Genomic DNA, 18587 nt, shown 5'->3' on the forward strand with positions numbered 1-18587 from the left:
CCAAAGCTGCGCAACGACATTCGCCACGGTGCGGGCACATCTCAGTAGACATCCCTTAGGTACCGCTTCGATCGTTTGAGGTTGTTGACGTAATCCTCGGCGGCGTCCGCATCCAATCCGCCGTGCTCGGCGACGACCTCGTGCAATGCGTCGTCGACGTCCTTTGCCATCCGAGTGGCGTCGCCGCAGACGTACACGTGCGCACCGTTTTCGAGCCAGTCGAACAAGTCTCGGCCCTGCTCGCGCATACGAGTCTGGACGTAGATCTTCTCGGACTGATCGCGCGAGAAGGCCAGATCGAGGCGAGTCAGGACACCGTCACGGGTCAGCCCGTTCAACTCGTCCTCGTAGATGAAGTCGCTCGACTGATGCTGATCGCCGAAGAAGAGCCAATTCTGCCCCGACGCGTTGCGCGCGCGACGCTCGTGCAGGAAAGCGCGGAAGGGTGCGATACCGGTGCCGGGTCCGATCATCACGACGGGAGTAGTGTCATCGGCAGGTAGGCGGAACGAATTGTTCTTGGAGACAAAAACTCCGACCCGATCTCCCTCGCCGACGCGGTCCGCCAGGTACGTCGAGCAGACGCCGCCGCGGTCCCGCTCGCCCGAGCGGTAGCGCACACTCGCTACCGTCAGATGGACGGTGCCGTCGTGGGCCAGCGGGCTGGAGGAGATCGAATAGACCCGATGTTGCAGCGGGCGAAGAAGTGTAAGCAGATCCTCGGGATTCAGGCGAATGCTGTTGTCCAACTGGAGGAGATCGAGAACGTCCTTGCCCCACAGCCACGCATCGAGCGCTTCCCGATCTTCCGTGTCGAGAATATGCTGCAGTTCGGCGTCGCCGCTGCGTCGGGCGATGTCTTCGATCAAATCGCGCGAGGGAATGGAGATCTCGTAGTCGCTGGTCAACACCTGGTCCAACGGTGCGGACGAGCCGTCTTTCGCGGTAACCACGTAATCGCCGCTGACACCGAGCTGATGGATGATCGCCTCGACGAGGGCGGGGTCGTTGATCGGGCGGATGCCCAATCCATCTCCGGCCTCGTAGTCCAGACCGTCCTCGCCGAGCGCAAAGGTGAAGTGGCGGACTTCCTTGGCTGAGTCCTCGCCGGACAACAGCCGGTTGGCGAGGACGGTTGCAGGATAGGGGTTCTTGCGAGTCCACTGGGACTTGGTCTTCGTCTGAGCGGGCGCAACCGGCGAGGCAGCGGCCCCCGCATCACCGTCGACACCGGCCACCGCAGCGACGGCCCGAACGATCCACTCGGCCGCCGGATCCTCGTAGTCGACGTCGCAATCGGTGCGGTCGACAACCCGGGTCCCGCCGAGCGCTTCGAAGCGGGCGTCGATGTTCTTTCCCGACTGGCAGTACCCGTCGTAGCTGGTGTCACCGAGTGCGAGTACTCCGAAGTAGAGACCCTCCAGCCGGGGCGCACTCTCGGATTCGACTGCATCCCAGAACAGCTGCGCGTTGTCGGGCATCTCGCCCTCGCCGTAGGTGGAGGTGATGACGAGCACCCGGCGCATGGCGGAAAGTGCATTGATATCCACGGTGTCCAGACTCGCGACAAGTGGTTCGAGACCGTGGGCACGAGCAGCTGCGGCTACGTCTTCAGCCAAGGACTCCGCGTTGCCGGTCTGACTTCCATAAAGGATGTGCACGGCTGCGCCGGCAGCTCTCTCCACTGTCGCTGTTGCAGTACCGGTTTGACCGGACATGACAGTTCGCGAGTGTAGACCGGCCAGGAATCCGGAAAGCCACGCGCGCTGGTCGCCGGTGAACGGTGCGTATTCGGGGATGTACGGGATTTCCATGATTTGAAGCTGACCTACTTTCGGGGGAGGAGGTCAGGACACCAGGTCGGGGATCGTGCGCGAAGCGAACAGTTCGTCGAAGTTCGGCAGTGATCCGAGCTTGTCCCGATTCTTGTTGTCTTGAAACAGAATCCACCCGTACGTCGCCGGGCTGTCCATGGCCAACACGTTGCGTAGGCTCAGCGCCTGCTTGTAGTCGTCGACCCGCTTGGCTGCAATCAGCGCAGCCAACTGTTCGTCGTCGTAGTCGGCCAGAATCTCTTTCGAGTACTTGACCAAGTGCTGGACGAGGGCGAAGTCCTCGGTCAGCACCAGGTTTCGGGCCGCTTTCTGCACTGCTGGATCGTCGGGTCCGGACGCACCCGGCGTGCGGGCGGTGGCGAGTTGTTGCGCGAAGTGAAGCACGGTGTACTCACTGACCAGCGCATACATCGTCGCCGTATCGGTCTCGCCGTAGGCAGGGACTGCTCCGTTCAGTGCGGGGCGCCCGTCGCGCACTGCGAGTTTGAAGGTGCGGACCTGACGTGCTGCGATGGCGGACGCCAATTCTTCGAGGAGCTCTTTGTGCGACTTCGCAGCCAGGATTGCATCACTGTCCTGGTAGAGCATCAGTGCCTTGGGCATCGCGTAGACGAACGAGTGCTGTTCGACTTCCCAGTTCTCAAGCAGTCGGGTGCCGAGCGCGGATCCCGTTGCCTCCACATGCAGTTCGAGCAGGAGTTGTACTGCGTGGTTGTGGACGGCGGCAAGAGGGTCGGTCGCAGCGGTGATCGAACCCAGCAGTACGGAATCGGTACTTGCTCGCAGTGCCAATTCGCCACGAGGGTCGTACTGGTAGAAGAAGCCACCACTCATGCCGTTGCCGACACCCTTGCCGAACTCGCCGAGATTCACGACAGCACCGTTAGTCATGTACTCGCCGGCGAAGTCTCCGACACCTTCGACGACAGCACTGGCGCCGGAGTTGCGAACTGCGAAGCGATCGCCTGCTTCACCTTCGACGAACACTCGTCCACCGGTGGCGCCGAAGAGCGCGAAGTTGCCGATCAACACGTTTCCACCGGCGTCACTGGAGCCGCCGCCTGGGCTGCGCACGGCAATCACGCCGCCGCTCATGCTCTTTCCTACGCCGTCGTTACATGTCCCGGTGTGTTCCAGGTGCATGCCGTCGTTGCAGAATGCGCCGAACGACAGGCCCGCAGATCCGGTCGTCAGGACGCGCACGCTGCCCGGCGCCAGGTAGCGTCGCCCACGCTCGTCGGTCAGTACTCCCGGAGCGAGAAGGCCGGCCGCTCCGTAGTTGAGTTCGCGTTCGAGGTCGATCGCCAACTGACCACCGACGCTCTTGTTCCGGTTACCCAGGTGCAGTGCACCTTCGGCGAATTCAGGTCCGGACACGGCGACCGAGGCCTCGCCACGGTTGAAGAACACCGTACGAACCTCGTCCATGATCTTCTCGTCGAGCGCGTACTCACGTTCGAGGTACACAGGATTGTCGATGGTGATGTCCGGGGCGGACTCGAACATCGCGTCCAGCTTCAGATTGCCGACAATAGACGGGTGATCGAGCAGATGCAGGAGATCCGTTCGACCCCGCGCTTCCTGAAGGGACCGCATTCCCAGATTCGCGAGCAGTTCCCGAGTTTCGTGAGCGATGTTGAGAAGGTACTGCGCCATCGCGCGGGGATCGCCGTCGAACAGTTCCGGGTTGGTGGTCAGACCGGCGGGGCACTTGATGTTGCAGTTCTTGGCCATGACGCAGCCCATCATCATCAGCGCCGACGTACCGAACTCGAAGCTGTCTGCGCCGAGTAGGGCGGAAGTGATGATGTCGCTGCCGGTCTGATGCGCGCCCGAGCATCGCAGAACGACTTTCTGGCGAAGGCCGTTGGCACACAGAGCTTGATGGACCTCGGCGATACCGACCTCGGCCGCACGGCCCGCGTATTTGAGGCTGGTCACCGAAGCGGCGCCGGTGCCACCGGTATTTCCGGCGACGTTGATGACGTCGGCGCCGGCCTTGGCGACACCGACGGCGATGGTGCCGATTCCTTCCGAGGACACCAACTTCACGATCACCCGAATGCGAGCTGCCTTGCAGTCGTGGATGAGCTGAGCGAGGTCCTCGATGGAGTACGTGTCGTGGTGAGGCGGCGGCGAAACCAGTTCGACCCCGGGCGTTCCGCCGCGGGCGGCAGCGATGTCGACGGTGACCTTGGCGGCCGGAAGCTGCCCGCCCTCACCGGGTTTTGCGCCTTGGCCGAGTTTGATCTCGATCTCTTCGAGCATCGGATCGGCGAGGTAGCCCGCCCAGATTCCGAAGCGTCCGGATGCAAACTGCTTGATGCGCGATGCACGAATCGTGTCGTAGCGCGAAAGGTGTTCGCCGCCTTCGCCGCTGTTGGACATCGCACCGACCATGTTCGTGCCGTGCGCGACGGCTTCGTGCGCCGGAGCGTTCAGTGCGCCATGGCTCATGGCACCCGACGCCAACTTCGGGGTGATGTCGCTTGCACTCTGTACCTCGGAGAGAGGTACACCTGCCGGTGCGACCCTCAGCTTGGACAGGAACTCTGCCGCAATACCGGTTGCATTCAGCACCAGATCCGGGTCGGTGGCCTCGATGGTGACGTCGTCGGCAAAGGCGACGGAAAGAGCATCGCCGAGTGCTACCACCCGAGCGGTGTCGTCGGCCAGTGGACCGTCCAGGCTAAGTGTGTACCGGCCGTCCGCGGCAGATTCACACCGGATTCCACGCATCACGATCGTCTTATTGCCGCGCACCGAGAATCGGCTGATCTGGTCGGTGAACTCGGCTGTCGTCACCGCAAATGTGACATCACCGGGCACGGAGATGACATCGCGCAACGCGGCGGGACGACGCGATCGTTCCGCAGCCATGACAGTGGAAAAGTCCCGGTACCCGGCGGTGATGTCGTAGTCGTCGATCTGCTCGGTGGTCAACCGGTCGAAGCTCGTCGCCCGGTATGCCCCGGCGTCGAGGCGGAAGGCGTCGTCGAGCCGTCCGAGCGGCAGTAGACGTAGAGCCTCGAATTGTTCTGTTCCGGAGGGACTGTCGAACGCGATCTTCTCTTCGGTGAGTTCGACGTACTTACGGACCGCGGTGGTACCGAACGAATGCCCTGCGCCGTCTGCACGCTCCTTGAACAGGCCGAGCAGTGGCAGATCCTTCTCGCCCCCGACTGCGCTCGCACGCTCGTGCCACTGCTTCGAGGTCACCGCGACGGTCTCGAAACCGACGCCACCCACCGGTGACTTCATGTTGGGGAACCACTGGCGCAGAACAGGGTCGGACGTATCGAGGAAGTTGGGTTCGAAAAATTCTCCGCCGATGTAGCTTTCGACGGTGCACAGACCGACGCGTCCCATCGTCTTCATCAGGGACTTCTCGGCGGCCTTCGCGAAGCGTCGGAACGCGGCATCCGGGTCAGCGGCGAACTTCTCCTCGGCTCGCAACTGAACGGACAGCGGGTAGACGGCGGAAGCGCCGAAACCGAGTGCGGCCGCAACGTGGTGGGAGGACTCGATCTGGCCGCTCTCCACGATGAGAGAGACGCGCAATCGCAGGCCCGCGTCGATGAGGCGTTGGTTCAATGCTCCGACGACCATGATCGCGGGAAGTGTTGCGCGCTCGTGAGATACGTGGCGGTCGGTCAGGACTGCGATTCCGCCCTGTTCGGCCGCGAAGGTTACAACAGCGTCGCCGAGCGCGGTCATCGCGTCGACCATTGCCTGCGCGTCACCCTCGGCGGGGTAGAGCATTTCGAAGCGGCGGTGCGGAGTGTGGTTCTGTTCGCGGATCTTGAGCATGTCCAGGTGCCCGAGGATCGGCGAGGCGATGACGATCTGCTTGCCCTGTCCGGGGGACATCTTCGCACCCAATGCGACCCGGAGGGTCATACCGTCCGCTTCACGGATGCTGTCGAGGGGAGGGTTGGTTACCTGGGCGAATCGCTGCGAAAAGTAACGTGCCACACCGCCTTCGCGGTCGCTGAATGCGTTGATGGCGTTGCCGTAACCCATGGCGGAGACCTTTTCGGCTCCGTGCGTGAGCATCGGATCCATCAGGAATTTGAAACTTTCCTGATCCAGGGAGTACGCCATGTAGCGCTGATGAACCTCGAAGGTGCCGTTGTAACGGGTCGGGGAGCTGACTTTCTCCGCTGGCACGGCGGGAATGTCTTCGATCAGGATTCGCGATTGCTCCAGCAACGACTGGTAGTCGCGCTGAGCGGCAATCTTTTCCAGAGCTTCGCGGGCAGTGTAGGTATGGCGATCGCGATGATCGAAGTACAACATTCCGCCGGCCTCGACGCGGCCACGGTGAATCACCGTCTCGGGTGCGAACGCGATCTGTCCGGCTTCGGAGAATGCGCACACGTAGTCGTGTGTCTCGATCGTGCGTAGTGGACGCAGACCGAGGCGATCCAGGCGCGCACCGATGATGGTGCCGTCGCCGAACACCAGCGCTGCCGGTCCGTCGTTCTTCTCCTCGTACAGCGAGAAGTACTCGAACATCGCACGCACTGCGGGGGAGAGGGTGGTGTCGTTTTCCCAGGCAGGCGGCATCATCGAGACCACAGCCGTCACCAGGTCGACACTGTCCTCGATGACGCGTGCTTCCAGGGTCTGATCGAGTCGGCAACTGTCGGACTGGCCGGGCGGACGGACGATCGCACGTCGTTTTGCACTGGCGACAGCAGCTTCGGAGAGCCGATTCTTCTTGTCCGTGTTCAGTTCTCCGTTGTGAGCCATGAACCGGAACGGCTGCGCCATCGTGGGATGCGGGTCCGTGTTGGTCGAGAACCGCGTATGGAAGTACATCGTGTGCACGGCGTGATCGGGGTCGACCAGGTCGCGGAAGTACGGGATCACTTCGTCGGAGTTCAAGCGACCCTTGAGAACCTGAGTTCGCGCGCTGAGCGAGAGTGGGTACAACCCGCGTAGTGCAGGGGTGTTGTACGCGATTGCCTCGATGGCGAGCAGAGCTTCGTGCACGAGGCGATCGACTACCGCAGGCTCGGGGCGAGGAGTGGGCACCTCGAAAATCCACTGCCTGACCGGCAGTTGATGCGCGATCGCGGCCGGCCGAATCGCCGAGTTGTCGACCGGGACGTCGCGCACTGCGAGAGTGGTGAAACCGCGATCGAGAAGTTCACGTTCGACCAGGGCGGCAGCGCGAGCGTGCTGGGCGTCGTCGTCCGGAAGGAAGAAGTTGCCGACGCAGAAGCGTCCGGCGCGGAGATCGGAGCGCCCGGTGACCTTGCGGAAGAACCGGAGGGAGAGGTCAACCGAGACACCGCCGCCGTCGCCGACGCCCTCGGAAGACATACCGCCGCGGTGCGGTACCGAGCAGAGTGCTTCGCGGCCCTTGATCAGGACATCGTGGGTCTGCACGCCGTCCTTGCGCGTGATGAACCCGACCCCGCAACTGCTCTTGTCATCTGCGGGGTCGTACAAACCGACGATGGACGTGCTCACTGCAGCAACCTTCTCCCTGTCCTGGTTGCCCGGAGATTGTTCGACCGGGCAGATACGACGGCATGTATTCCGTCAGGGCAGGGCGTCGCTGCTTCGATGAAGCGGCACCCGAATGGGTTCAGACTACTGAGTAGAGGCTTACCTTAGTCAAGTCTACTTGGTGTGACTTGGATCTGAGCAGGTCAGAGGGTTGCTTTGTAGGCAAGTGCGTAGGCGATCTTGCCCGGCTTGTCGTCTGTGTACGGCTTGGACAGCTTTGCGAACTCGCCCTTGGACTCGGCTTTGCCGTCGTTCCAGGCCGACAGGACGCCAAGATCGGTGGCAGTGAATCCGCTGTCGACGACGGCATCGCCCGTCAACGCTGTCTGTGCTTTGGTCACCGACTTCACGGTGCCCAGGTAGCTGGAGAGATCATCGCGATTCCAGTTGGTGAGGTCGACGGGCGCGGTGTCGCGGACCCAGGCGCCCCAGTAGAACTCCTGGAACGGAATCGTGCCTGCGGCGAATCCGATGTCGCGGGAGAAGTACATCAAGCTGCGGTACTTGTCGTCGGCGAAGTTGGCCAGGCCGACGCTCTTCGGCAGAGCCTGGACCGGTACCTGGTTTCCGTCGACGTCACGCGACCAGACCCACTTGTTCTTTTCCATCTCGGTCCAGAAGGCGCCTTCACTCAGGCCACTGAGGTTGCCGAGAACCCGCAGTCGCACGTGCAGGTCGGGGCCTCCGTCGGCCGTCTCGATGAAGGACGTGAGGGTGTGGTGACCGTCGGTCAGGTAGAGATCGCCGCGGGGTCCGACGACCACGGTCTTCATGGGCGCGATGCTCTCGGCGGTTTCCTGACCCACTGGAATCTGGCAGGTGAAGGACGACGGGTCCTTCAGCGTCGACGCCGCAGTAGCGGTCGCGGCCTGGATCTGGCCGTTCGCCTCACACCAGTCGTCGAACTTCTTGTTGATCGTGTCTTTTCCGAGCGTGTATCGCCCGAGCTTGTAGTACACCTCGTCGTAGCCGAGTGACGGCTGTGTCGCGTGAACGTCGCCGATGCGCACGTCCAGGAGATCACCTTCCTTGGCGCACAGGTACTCCGATCCGCCGGCGGAGCCTGAGAACGAACCGGTGGAGATTCCGCCACACGCGAGGGGAGCGGCGACAGCGGGAGTGCTGACCAATGTTCCGGCGCCGAGCAGTGCCAGTGTTGTGAGTGCCGAGATGGCGGAACGACGCATGTGGGGATCTCTCCTGATGATGGGTTCGCACGTGAAGAAGCTTGCGTCACAATCGCTCAGGGTGGTTTCGGACTTACTGACAACAGACGTCCGCGCGGTGGCTACCACGTGAATTCACGTCGTAACCACCGCGCGGTGAGCCGGTAAGTCGGTCAGCCCTTGTAGTTGTAGAAGCCCTCGCCGACAGCGACGCCGAGCTTGCCTTCATCGATGTAGTTCTTCTTGATGTAGTCGGCGAATTCGCGCTGCTTCTCGCCGCCCTGGGAGGAGATGTTGTAGACGGTGGTCAACCCGACGACGTCCATGATCTGGAAGGGGCCGAACGGGGCTCCGGTGCCGATACGCCACGTCTTGTCGACCATGTCGGGATCGGCGATGCCGTCGATCAGCAGGTCGGAGGCCGCGTTGAGGAGCGGGACCAGGAGCGAGTTGAGTACGTAGCCCGCCTTCTCCTTCTTGAGTTCGATCGGCACCATGCCGATGTTCTTCGCGAACTCGACGACCTCGCGGTACACGGCGGGGTCGGTGGACTCGGTGCCCATGACCTCGGCAGTGTTGTTGACCCACACGTGATTTGCGAAGTGCAGTGCGAGGAACTTCTCGGGGCGGCCGGTGAACTCCTTGAGATCGCTCGGCAGCAGCGTCGAGGAGTTGGTAGCGAACACCGTGTGCTCAGGAGCAACCGTGGCAAGCTTCTCGTAGGTGTCGCGCTTGATGGCGATGTCCTCGGGAATTGCCTCGATGAGCAGGTCGGCCTTGGCGACGGCTTCGCCTAGATCGTACGAGTACGTAATACGTTGCAGCGCTTCGTCAGCCTTGCCTTCCTTGGAACCCTCGACGTTCTCGGCCTTGTAGGCCGCGGCCAACGAGTCGAACCGAGCCTTGGCCTTTTCGATGACCTCGGCGTTGATGTCGTACGCGACGACGTCGAAGCCGTGATAGGCGGTCTGATAGGCGATCTGTGAGCCGAGAACTCCGGTACCCAGAACGGTGATCTGCTTCAGTTCAGTCATTTTCGATCCTCAATCCTATTCGGTGGGTAGTCCGGCAAGCGTCAATCGGACCTGTGCGGCAACGATGTTCGTGAGTTCGTCAGCCGTGATCCGGTCCAATGCCGCGCGGGCTATTTCGAAGTGCAGCACGTTGGAAATCGTTCGCGCTGCAGTGGTGGTTCGGGTGGTGTGGTTGGGGTGTGCCTCGTGCAAGATTTGCGCAATCCGCGTTTGCAGGCGCTGCGAGAGTTCCAGGCCTTCGGCCCGGAAACACTCGCTGGGCTCACCGAACAACACCTCGCGTTGGTAGATGCCGGTGTTCTCGTCGTTTCGGCGACTTGCGATCAGCAGGGGTGAAACCAGCTCGAGCACACGATCTTCTGTGCCGGTCGACTTGGCTTCACGCTCTTCTCCCAATTCGATCTGCTTGCGGTACTCCGCGTTGTACACCATGAGCAGCAACTCGGCTTTGCTTGCGGCGTAACGAAAGAGAGTGCCGCCGGCTACATCGGCGCGGTCGGCAATTTCTTGAGTTGTGACTGCGCTGTAGCCCTTTTCCGCGAACAGTTCGGCAGCGGCGTCGAAGATGCGTGTCTGCTTCTCGAGTTTGTTGCGTTCGCGACGGCCCAGCTCTTGGTCCGGCTTCGTCATCCCGCTCACCTCGTTCCATTTCGGATCACGCTCATAAATGAGTCTACTCCGAAATGTCGGGAGGGTGGAGTCTCCTCCGTCACATCACCGCAGTCCGCTGACCCAACCGGCGAACACGTCTGAGAACACGTCCGCTTCGCACGCATGCGCCGATTCGGGATAGGCGCACTCTGGGTATCCGGCGACGACGGCGGCAAGTTCGACGTTGCAACACTGCGCCAAGAGGCCACGCAGGAGATCCGCAACCGACCAGCCCGCGACGGATACCGCAGGGATTCCCTCTTCGTCGTACACCTTCACCAGATCGGCGTGCCTCCAGGACAATTCCTCGGCCACCAGTGCATCAGGGTTGAAAGACATGGCGCGGTCGAGTGATCCGCGCAGAAGTGAGTGCGGATCGTCCTCGCCGCGAAGCCTGGTCGCGAGGTCCGCCGGCGCCTTCTGCATGACGAACATCCAAGGTTTGCCGTCGGGAAAGACTCCACCGAAGCCTGCCACGTTGAACGGTAGGTGGCTACTGAGAAAATCGGTCTCCACGTCGACGTGTTGATCGTCGCCCAGATGAATGAAGTGGCCGGAGGCAATCTCCTCGCCCATTGCCGGCTCAGCCCATGTGTTGTTCCACAGATCGGTCATCCGACTGCCTTCGGGAAAATCGAGAACCTCGAAGAGAAAACCCATGTCTCTACAACTCCCCGTCGAAGTGGGTGGTTACTCCACCGGTCAGTCGAGAAACCGTCTGCGCCGAGGTCGCGAGGACGACTCGGCTTGTCTCGAAGGTCATCTCGTCGCGTTCGGTGTCCTCCGATTCGGGATCCTCGGCGAGTGAGAAGTCGAGTTCCACCTCTCGATCGGTGCTGGAACAGACCGAGATCATCAGCCCGAGTCGTTCGTCGGTGAACGCCGGAAGCGATTTCTCGGGATGGAAGTCTGCGGCCGCGTGAAAGAAGAACGCCGCCAGCCGTTCGACGAATCCGTCGTCCGTATGTCGGCTGAGATACTGATTGAAGCGGTCGGGGCTGAGCAGCCCGACGTCGAAAACGAGTGTGGGTACGTCGGATTCGAAGACAGTGGCGGGAACCGCATGACTGCGAAGGAAGACTGCGGCGCCGCCGTATCCCGGCAACCTGAACCCATCACGCATCTGGTGTACTCCCGTCGCAGTGGTGTCCTGTCCACGCTAGGCCATTGCTCGGCCGCGTGCTGCCTACTCGAGTAGGCAGCTTGATGGAAGAATCACCGCCTATGACTGCTGTCCTGTACCCGCCCGTCGAGCCGTACGAGTCGGGGCTGTTGGAAGTGGCGGACGGTCAGAGTCTCTACTGGGAGACAGTCGGCAATCCGGCGGGCATTCCGGTTCTCTACCTCCACGGCGGTCCTGGTTCGGGATGCACTGTCGGCGCCAGGCGTTTCTTCGATCCCGAAGTCTTTCGCGCAGTTCTGTTCGATCAGCGAGGCTGTGGGCGCAGTCTTCCGCTAGCGAGCAGTCCGGACGTCGATCTGACCGTGAACACCACGGCGCACATTGTGGAAGACATCGAGCGTCTTCGTGAGCATCTCGGTATCGAGCGATGGATCGTGACGGGACTTTCCTGGGGCGTGAGTTTGGGTCTGGTGTACGCGCAGGCGTTTCCCGCGCGGGTGCAAGCGATGGCCCTGGGCGCGATCACCGGCGGGACGAGGGTCGAAATCGAGTGGATCACCCGTGCCATGGGCCGGGTATTTCCGCGTGAATGGGAAGAGTTCGTGGCGCCGTTGCCGGTGGACGAGCGTGACGGAAACCTCCCCGCGGCGTACGCGCGACTGCTTGCCGATCCGGATCCTGTTGTGCGCGAGAATGCCGCGTTGCAGTGGTGCCGTTGGGAAGACGTGCACGTGTCGCTGATGCCGGGGTGGACTCCGAGTGTTCGATACCAGAATCCGGACTTCCGCCGGGTGATGACCAGGCTGGTTACGCATTACTGGGGTAACGACTGCTTCCTGGCGCCGAATCAGATATTGGACGGAATGGACCGTCTCGCTGAGATTCCCGCGATTCTCGTGCACGGACGGTATGACATTTCCGGGCCACTCGACACTGCCTGGGCGATCCACCGGCGTTGGCCGGGTAGTGAGTTGGTGGTACTCGACGGCGCCGGGCATGGCGGCAGCGGATTCAACGAGGCAATCGTGGAAGCGCTGAATTCACTGGCTCATTCGGCCTGATCGAGTGCCCCGGCGCGGGCCGCAGCGAGCGCGCCGGCAGCAGCACGATCGGCAACCGACTGGTCGACGGGTAGATCGGCGACCAGCAGGCGATAGTAGATGGGTGCGGCGACGGCCGCCAGAAGATCAGCGGCCGAGACCTTCTCGGAGATCTCCCCGCGCTCGACTGCTCGGCGAACGACGATGTCTGCCAGTTCGTAACGTGCGGAATAGAACTCGCGCTTGAGTCTCGCGACCTCGGGCGTGCGGACCGCGTCGGAGAACAGTGCAGCCACCAACGCGCCGCCCGACTCGCTGGTCACCAGTGCGACTATCGATCTGGCCATCTCGCGCAGGTCGGATTCGATGGAACCGGTATCCGGGATGGGGACGGTGGTTGCCGATACCTCGATCGCCGCGTCGGCCACCAACTGGGACAGCGTGCTCCACCGCCGGTAGATCGTGGTCTTGTGGACTCCGGAGCGGGCGGCTATGTCCTCGATAGTCATCGCCGCGAATCCGCGTTCGGACAATTCGGCCGCCGTGGCTGCCAGGACGGCCTCGCGCACCCTGGCACTACGCCCTCCGGGCCGTTGTGGTGTCGAAGTCATGAGCCAACCTTATCGCAACAAGGTGTTGTGTTAGCTGGAGGCACGTGGTTCACTGAGCTAATGCAACTGATCGTTGCATTAGAGATGAATTGAGGGGTGTTTTCCCATGTCATACGAATTTCCTGTCGATCACCGAGGCCTCTTCGAAGAGCGCACAGGACAGTTTCTGAGCTTCGGGCTCCCCGTCTCGGATCTCGAGGAACTGCGCGCGTCCATCCACTCGACCTGGGCCGACGCGCCGGGTGGTTGGTCGTACGAGTGGTCGGCGTTGGCAGCAAAGTACTCCGCGGCCGGCAATCATTCACTCGCGGCGATGATCTACGGAATCGCCAAGTTCCCCGTCCTGGCCAACGATTCGCGGCGCCGGGCCCTGCAGAATCAGGTGGACGAATACGTCAAGGCAGCACCGGGATTCGGGCTCGAGTTCGAGCGTCGAATCCTGTCCCTGCCCTACCGAAACGGCGAGATCGAGCTACCGGTACACATTCTCTCCGTGGACGGAAGGTACGAAGACGCACCCGCCCTGTTGCTCAGCGGCGGCGTCGACGGCTGGAAGATGGACATGCATCCGTTGGTCAGTGCGTTCGCGAAGAACGCCGGAGTGACTGTTGTCGCTTTCGACCAGCCGGGAACTGGTGAATCACCGGTTCCTCTCGACGCTTTCGGTGACGAGGTGATCGACGGACTGGTGGCGACGGCTCGCGCCCTCGGCAATGGCCAGGTGGCACACCTGGGAGTCTCCTTCGGTGGCAACTTCGCCGTGCGGTCGGGGTTGACCGGCGCCGTCGATGCGGTGATCAACATCGGCGCCCCGGTCAAGGGCGCGTTCGAGACCGCGAACGCGGAGCGCCTGGTCTACGGCATGGGTGACATCGTCGGAAACGCACTGGGTTTCGATGCACCGGCAACCAAAGAGGCGCTGGTACAGGGTCTGCGTGCTTTCGATCGCAGTGTCTTGATGACCGCCGACGACGGCCGGACCCCGATGCTTGTGGTCAACGGGGCCGACGACGTTCACATCCCGCTCTCCGACACCACTCTCTTCGAGGAGCGCCCGAACACGCAGGTACACGTCATCCCGGATGCGGGGCACTGCGCAGTGACCAAGCTGCCCGAGTTGACGCCGATGATGATCGAGTGGCTACGAGATGCCCTGTCAGGAACCGCTCCACGAACCGGTCGATGATCCGCCGCCGAAGCTGGCAAAACGATACGTCGCAAGAACGGCCTTGTGATCGGTCGGCCACGGCGTCGGTGAAGCGATGAAGTTGTCCTGGGAGTTCTCCTCCACTCTTTTGTTGTGCACGATCGTCTTTCGCGGGCCGATGATCCCGACGGATCCCAGCTTCAGGTCGGAAGCGCGGTCGGCGAAGATGTAGTCGATCCGATCGCGTTCGTCTGCCTCGGGTGCCCAGGTGAGCTGTGAGGTGTCGACGTCGGGATTGTCGGACGGCCAGGTGAAGCCCGGGTGTGTGGCCGGGTTCGGGTACTTACTGCGGTAAGCGTCGACGAATCCGGCTTGGTCGAGCAGGCGGGTGGATTCCCAAGGAACGACTACACCGTTGTGGTCGAACAGATTTCGCGTGCCGTCGGTCCAATCCAGGGCCGACGGTTCGTTGAAATCGCCACCGAGGATGACGGATCTGCCCTTGGCCCGTTCTTTTGCCGCATCGTCGACGAACGTCGAAATTGCCTTGGGTCGTCCCGAATTGATGTTCACGCGCTGAACCGTCTCGGGGTCCGTGACCGGACCGGACGGCATCTTGTTCCAGCCGAACTCGGAGAACTCTCCGGGCTTGGGAACACCCGCGCCGTATCCGCGCGGTAGATACGTCGCGTAGGACGTGTAGGCCAGATGTGCCGAGTAAGCAGCGATTTGTTTGCCGTCGACCGTCACGACTGCCTTGATCATCGAGTTCAGGTCGGCTGTTTCCTCGATCGGAAACTTGGAGAGAATCCCCACGTCGGAGGACGCTGCTCCGTAGAAGGTGGTTCCTGATTTGGTCAGCATGTCGGCCAATGCATTTGTCGCAGTGCCGGCTTCCGACAGGAGAACTATCGACGCCTGTGTCGAGATGATCATGTCGGCGATCAGCTGCAGGCCACCGTTGATCTTGGTTCCGCCGTGCCAGGTGTTGAGGGAGAGCACTTTGATCTCCTGCGCGGGGCTCGCCCCCGCGACGGAGGTATTGGCACCCAATGTAAATGCGCTCGCGGTGACTGTGCCCGCGGCTACCGCCATCGCCTTGACCATCTGGCGGCGCGTCAATCCATTCATCAAATCCCGGCTCTCGTTGTCGTGTGCTCGAACCCCCGGAAGATGATTACCATCGCTACCTAAACGGACAGTTAACCAATTGTAAAATGGCAGATTTCCACAGAACGCCGTGCGGGCAATAGTCTTCTGATCGTGGTACTCAGTGAGCGTTTCCCCGGTAACAAGACCTTCGCGAAGGTTCGTGTCCTGCCGCCGGTGGTGAAGCTGCTCCTCCTCTCGATGGTGCTGTTCAACATCGGGTTCTATCTGGTTGTCCCCTTTCTGGCGGTGCACCTTTCGGAGGACCTCGGATTTGCGGCCTGGATTGTCGGCCTCGTCCTCGGATTGCGGATGTTCAGTCAGCAGGGCATGTTCTTCATCGGTGGAAGCCTCGCCGACAGGTTCGGCAAGCGTCCGATCATCCTGCTGGGCATAGCCGTTCGTGTAGTCGGTTTTCTGATGCTCGGTCTGGCAGAAAGCATGAGCGCCGTGATCGTCGGCGTGCTCTTGGTCGGCTTTGCTGCCGCGCTCTTCGCGCCCGCAGTGGAGTCGGCCAACGCGGAGTACGGACGCGAACTCGAGTCCGCCGGAGTTATGCGTCGTACCGATTTGTTTGCAGTGGAACAGATGTGCAGCCGCCTGGGAACAGTGATCGGTCCGGCGCTGGGAGCTGCTCTCCTGATGTTTCCGTTCTCGTGGACGGCGTCGAGCGCCGCGTTGCTCTTCGCGATCATGTGGGTCGGGTTCTTCATCTGGTTCCCCCGACCGGGCGATGCCCACGACGGCCCGGTGTCGACCTATACGCTGCGCGACGTCTGGCGAAGTGTCCTGACCAACAACAACTTTCTGCTCTTCGCGACGCTCTGCAGTTTTCAGCTGGTTGCGTACAGCCAGCTGTACCTGATGCTTCCGGAACAGCTCGAGCGCGGAATCGGTTCGCAGTCGGCGCTGGGATGGTTCTACGTGGGCGCGGCGGTGTTGGTGATCGTCGGGCAGGGACCGACGGTCGCGGTTGCCCACCGCATCGGGCATCGGCGCGCGATCACCTTCGGGCTTGTGCTCATTTCGGTGTCGTTCCTGGTTCCGCTGGTCACCGGCGTCGACTCCGCAGCTTCGGCGTCGACGCAGATAGTCGGTCTGGCGGTGTGGATCGGGCTGCTGCACCTGGGACAGATGTTGATGGTGCCGCCGATGCGAGACACCATCGCGATCCTCGGTCGTGAAAGCAACCTCGGAGCGCACTTCGGCATGCTCAACACGATCGGCGGTCTGCTCGCGCTCCTGGGAACCGTGGGAGTCGGATTCGTGTACGACCTCGTCGACAACGGCCACGCAGCGCCGGCGTCACCATGGGTGATCGTTGCGCTCTGCGTGGCCGTGTCGGCTGTGGTGTTGTGGGTGTGGTCAGGCCGAACGAAAGTTATCGACCAGCGATCGTCTGATTGATCTTTGCGACGAAATCTTCCAGCACAAACGGAATGGTGAGTGGGTTCGGCATGGACACCGCGTCACTGACGATGGGGTCCAAGCTGATCAGGCCTCCGGTCTCGACCACGTTCAGATTGGTGAACGCCGGCTGCGACTCCATCTCGGCGCGAGCCTTCTCGTAGTTGTCGAAGAGCAGGTAGTCGCACTCGAGGAGGTCGTAGTTCTCGGCGGAGATCTCGTAGTTCAGCTTGCCCGCGAACCGATCCTTCAGTGCGGCAGGCGCCGTGAATCCCAATTGCGTGAGCAGCTGAGCCCGCGCTGCCTCGGGGCTGAACGCTCGCAGATTTCCGTCGCTCCAGCGAATGACGAGAGCTGCTGTCTTGCCTTCGAACTGGGGGTTCTCCGCGCGGGTGCGAACGATGAGGTCTTCGACTTCCTGGACCTCCTTCTTTGCCTGCGCGGGAACGCCCACAGCCGTACCGATGCGGGTCGTGACTTCCTGCCAGGGCAGAACCCAATCCGTCTGATCGGCGGCGTGCAGCACCGTCGGCGCGATGGCGCTGAGCTGCTTGTACAGATCCTCGTCGATCGCGTTGTTGACGGCGATGATCAGGTCAGGCGCTGCAGCCACGATCGTTTCGATGTCGAAATCGGTGGTGGCGTTGGCCAATGGCGTCGGCTCGGCGCCCTGGACTGCGGAGTCGGCCCAGACGCCGATTCCGTCGTCGGTCGATCCCTTCCACACCGGGACCAGGACGGGCGTCAGCCCGAGGGAAAGCAAAACGTCCGCGTCGCCGATACCGACCGCTGCGATGCGGCTGGGTGCCTGCTCGATGGTGGTGGAGCCGAACTTGTGGTCGATCGTCACCGGGAAGGCGTTGGCCTCGGCGTGAGCACCTTCGGTGCCGGGAGTGGATTCGTCCTTCGCGCTGTCGCCACAGGCAGCAAGGGCGAAACCGGCTGCTGTTGCGAAGGTGACGGACAGCATGGCACGGCGGCTCAACATAGGGTTCACGGCAACCTCGGGTTTCATGGTTATGGGACCCTAACCATAGTGGAGTTGCTGTGTCGGCAGTGTTTGTTAACGTCCGCCCATGACGGCGGTTCTCGACTACACATCAGCAGGACCGTTCACCCGCATCGATGGAGTGGACCCGCTCGCCCTCGAGTCGCTCTCCACCGACCCCGTGAAAATATGCCGGGTAGTGCCGTACCTGGTGGTCCAACCCACCGATGCTCAGTCGCTGAATCTGCCTGCCGACCGATTCGACGAAAACCAGATCCGGCCGGCAAGCGTTCTGCTCCAACGCCTGCTTGCGCTCGATCCGGCACCGGTGACCTCCGCCCGTGAACCCGACAATCGGGTCGTCGGAACCTGTCGGCACTTTGCAGTTTTGAGTTGTGCGTTTCTGCGCTACCGCGGTTTTGCCGCCGGGGTCCGTTGTGGTTTCGCCACCTACTTTCAACCGGGACAGGGCGTGGACCACTGGATCACCGAGTACTGGGACGACGCAGGCAAGCGGTGGATCCGCATCGATTCCGAGATCCTCGGACAGAACGTCCTTCCTCACGCCCATGATCTGCAGCCGGGAGAATTCCTCAGTGGTGGTGAGGCGTGGCTGGCATATCGACGCGGCGAGATCGACGCGTCCCAGTTCGGGGTGTACGGCACCGAGAACTGGGGGCCTGCCGAGATCCGCGGCAACGCAGTGAAGGATCTCGCCGCGATGAACAAGGTCGAAACCCTGCCGTGGGACGAGTGGGGTCGTATGACGGACGCCTACGACGGAAAGACAGGCGCCGACTACGACCTACTGTTGGACGATATCGCCGCGGTGTGCGCCGCCGACGATCCCGTTGCCGTGCGAGCACTGTACGAGCACGATGACTTGCGCGTGCCGGACAAGCTGATTCGTTTCTGA

General features: G+C 62.0%; 14 protein-coding genes. 4 read left to right on the forward strand and 10 right to left on the reverse strand.

What is annotated here, in order from left to right:
• Positions 1-41: 41 nt before the first annotated feature.
• The 7 genes from ATN37_RS23255 to ATN37_RS23285 form a co-directional block, all read right to left on the reverse strand.
• Positions 42-1814, reverse strand: a complete 1773-nt coding sequence (locus ATN37_RS23255; RefSeq protein ID WP_218695667.1) for a sulfite reductase subunit alpha — start codon at positions 1812-1814, stop codon at positions 42-44.
• A gap of 33 nt (positions 1815-1847) precedes the next feature.
• Positions 1848-7316, reverse strand: a complete 5469-nt coding sequence (locus ATN37_RS23260) for a glutamate synthase-related protein (protein WP_218695668.1) — start codon at positions 7314-7316, stop codon at positions 1848-1850.
• 182 nt (positions 7317-7498) lie between these two features.
• Complete coding sequence (locus ATN37_RS23265; protein ID WP_007730324.1) at positions 7499-8542, reverse strand: ParB/Srx family N-terminal domain-containing protein; 1044 nt, start codon at positions 8540-8542, stop codon at positions 7499-7501.
• 152 nt (positions 8543-8694) lie between these two features.
• Positions 8695-9555, reverse strand: a complete 861-nt coding sequence (locus ATN37_RS23270) for a 3-hydroxyacyl-CoA dehydrogenase (protein ID WP_063315496.1) — start codon at positions 9553-9555, stop codon at positions 8695-8697.
• Between the two features lie 15 nt (positions 9556-9570).
• Positions 9571-10185: a TetR/AcrR family transcriptional regulator gene (locus tag ATN37_RS23275; protein WP_030536169.1), complete on the reverse strand. Its 615-nt coding sequence runs from the start codon at positions 10183-10185 to the stop codon at positions 9571-9573.
• An 84-nt stretch (positions 10186-10269) separates the two neighbouring features.
• Positions 10270-10866 (reverse strand): hypothetical protein, encoded by a 597-nt coding sequence (locus tag ATN37_RS23280; protein ID WP_003943061.1) that lies wholly within the window; start codon positions 10864-10866, stop codon positions 10270-10272.
• Positions 10867-10870: 4 nt separating this feature from the next.
• Entirely contained in the window at positions 10871-11329 is a 459-nt protein-coding gene (locus ATN37_RS23285) for a hypothetical protein (protein ID WP_003942982.1), read from the reverse strand.
• A gap of 101 nt (positions 11330-11430) precedes the next feature.
• Here ATN37_RS23285 and pip point away from each other — a divergent pair, with 101 nt between their 5' ends.
• Positions 11431-12390 carry a prolyl aminopeptidase gene (gene pip, locus ATN37_RS23290; protein WP_007730337.1) on the forward strand — a complete coding sequence of 320 codons (960 nt, stop codon included), beginning with the start codon at positions 11431-11433 and terminating at the stop codon, positions 12388-12390.
• Here pip and ATN37_RS23295 read toward each other — a convergent pair.
• Positions 12378-12980, reverse strand: a complete 603-nt coding sequence (locus ATN37_RS23295) for a TetR/AcrR family transcriptional regulator (protein ID WP_003942861.1) — start codon at positions 12978-12980, stop codon at positions 12378-12380. The two genes, pip and ATN37_RS23295, sit on opposite strands and share 13 nt — an antisense overlap.
• A 106-nt stretch (positions 12981-13086) precedes the next feature.
• Here ATN37_RS23295 and ATN37_RS23300 point away from each other — a divergent pair, with 106 nt between their 5' ends.
• Positions 13087-14166, forward strand: a complete 1080-nt coding sequence (locus ATN37_RS23300; protein ID WP_030536167.1) for an alpha/beta fold hydrolase — start codon at positions 13087-13089, stop codon at positions 14164-14166.
• On the opposite strand, the gene ATN37_RS23305 is transcribed toward ATN37_RS23300, so the two are convergent.
• On the reverse strand, positions 14137-15258 hold the full coding sequence (locus tag ATN37_RS23305; protein ID WP_218695669.1) for an endonuclease/exonuclease/phosphatase family protein: 1122 nt from the start codon (positions 15256-15258) through the stop codon (positions 14137-14139). The two genes, ATN37_RS23300 and ATN37_RS23305, sit on opposite strands and share 30 nt — an antisense overlap.
• A gap of 132 nt (positions 15259-15390) precedes the next feature.
• Here ATN37_RS23305 and ATN37_RS23310 point away from each other — a divergent pair, with 132 nt between their 5' ends.
• On the forward strand, positions 15391-16683 hold the full coding sequence (locus ATN37_RS23310; protein WP_007730351.1) for an MFS transporter: 1293 nt from the start codon (positions 15391-15393) through the stop codon (positions 16681-16683).
• Here ATN37_RS23310 and ATN37_RS23315 read toward each other — a convergent pair.
• A complete protein-coding gene (locus tag ATN37_RS23315) occupies positions 16658-17671 on the reverse strand; it encodes an ABC transporter substrate-binding protein (RefSeq protein WP_007730352.1) in 1014 nt (337 codons plus the stop codon). The two genes, ATN37_RS23310 and ATN37_RS23315, sit on opposite strands and share 26 nt — an antisense overlap.
• An 88-nt stretch (positions 17672-17759) precedes the next feature.
• On the opposite strand from ATN37_RS23315, the gene ATN37_RS23320 reads away from it, so the two are divergent.
• Positions 17760-18587 carry a transglutaminase-like domain-containing protein gene (locus ATN37_RS23320; RefSeq protein ID WP_218695670.1) on the forward strand — a complete coding sequence of 276 codons (828 nt, stop codon included), beginning with the start codon at positions 17760-17762 and terminating at the stop codon, positions 18585-18587.

This window comes from Rhodococcus sp. MH15 (assembly GCF_019266045.1).
Classification (GTDB): Bacteria; Actinomycetota; Actinomycetes; order Mycobacteriales; family Mycobacteriaceae; genus Rhodococcus_F; species Rhodococcus_F qingshengii.

Bases quoted from the DNA above. Each gene is read 5' to 3' on its own strand.
- ATN37_RS23255 (WP_218695667.1), bottom strand. From the start codon at position 1,814: ATGGAAATCCCGTACATCCCCGAATACGCACCGTTCACCGGCGACCAG.
- ATN37_RS23265 (WP_007730324.1), bottom strand. From the start codon at position 8,542: ATGCGTCGTTCCGCCATCTCGGCACTCACAACACTGGCACTGCTCGGC.
- ATN37_RS23270 (WP_063315496.1), bottom strand. From the start codon at position 9,555: ATGACTGAACTGAAGCAGATCACCGTTCTGGGTACCGGAGTTCTCGGC.
- ATN37_RS23275 (WP_030536169.1), bottom strand. From the start codon at position 10,185: ATGACGAAGCCGGACCAAGAGCTGGGCCGTCGCGAACGCAACAAACTC.
- ATN37_RS23280 (WP_003943061.1), bottom strand. From the start codon at position 10,866: ATGGGTTTTCTCTTCGAGGTTCTCGATTTTCCCGAAGGCAGTCGGATG.
- ATN37_RS23285 (WP_003942982.1), bottom strand. From the start codon at position 11,329: ATGCGTGATGGGTTCAGGTTGCCGGGATACGGCGGCGCCGCAGTCTTC.
- pip (WP_007730337.1), top strand. From the start codon at position 11,431: ATGACTGCTGTCCTGTACCCGCCCGTCGAGCCGTACGAGTCGGGGCTG.
- ATN37_RS23295 (WP_003942861.1), bottom strand. From the start codon at position 12,980: ATGACTTCGACACCACAACGGCCCGGAGGGCGTAGTGCCAGGGTGCGC.
- ATN37_RS23300 (WP_030536167.1), top strand. From the start codon at position 13,087: ATGTCATACGAATTTCCTGTCGATCACCGAGGCCTCTTCGAAGAGCGC.
- ATN37_RS23305 (WP_218695669.1), bottom strand. From the start codon at position 15,258: ATGAATGGATTGACGCGCCGCCAGATGGTCAAGGCGATGGCGGTAGCC.
- ATN37_RS23315 (WP_007730352.1), bottom strand. From the start codon at position 17,671: ATGTTGAGCCGCCGTGCCATGCTGTCCGTCACCTTCGCAACAGCAGCC.
- ATN37_RS23320 (WP_218695670.1), top strand. From the start codon at position 17,760: ATGACGGCGGTTCTCGACTACACATCAGCAGGACCGTTCACCCGCATC.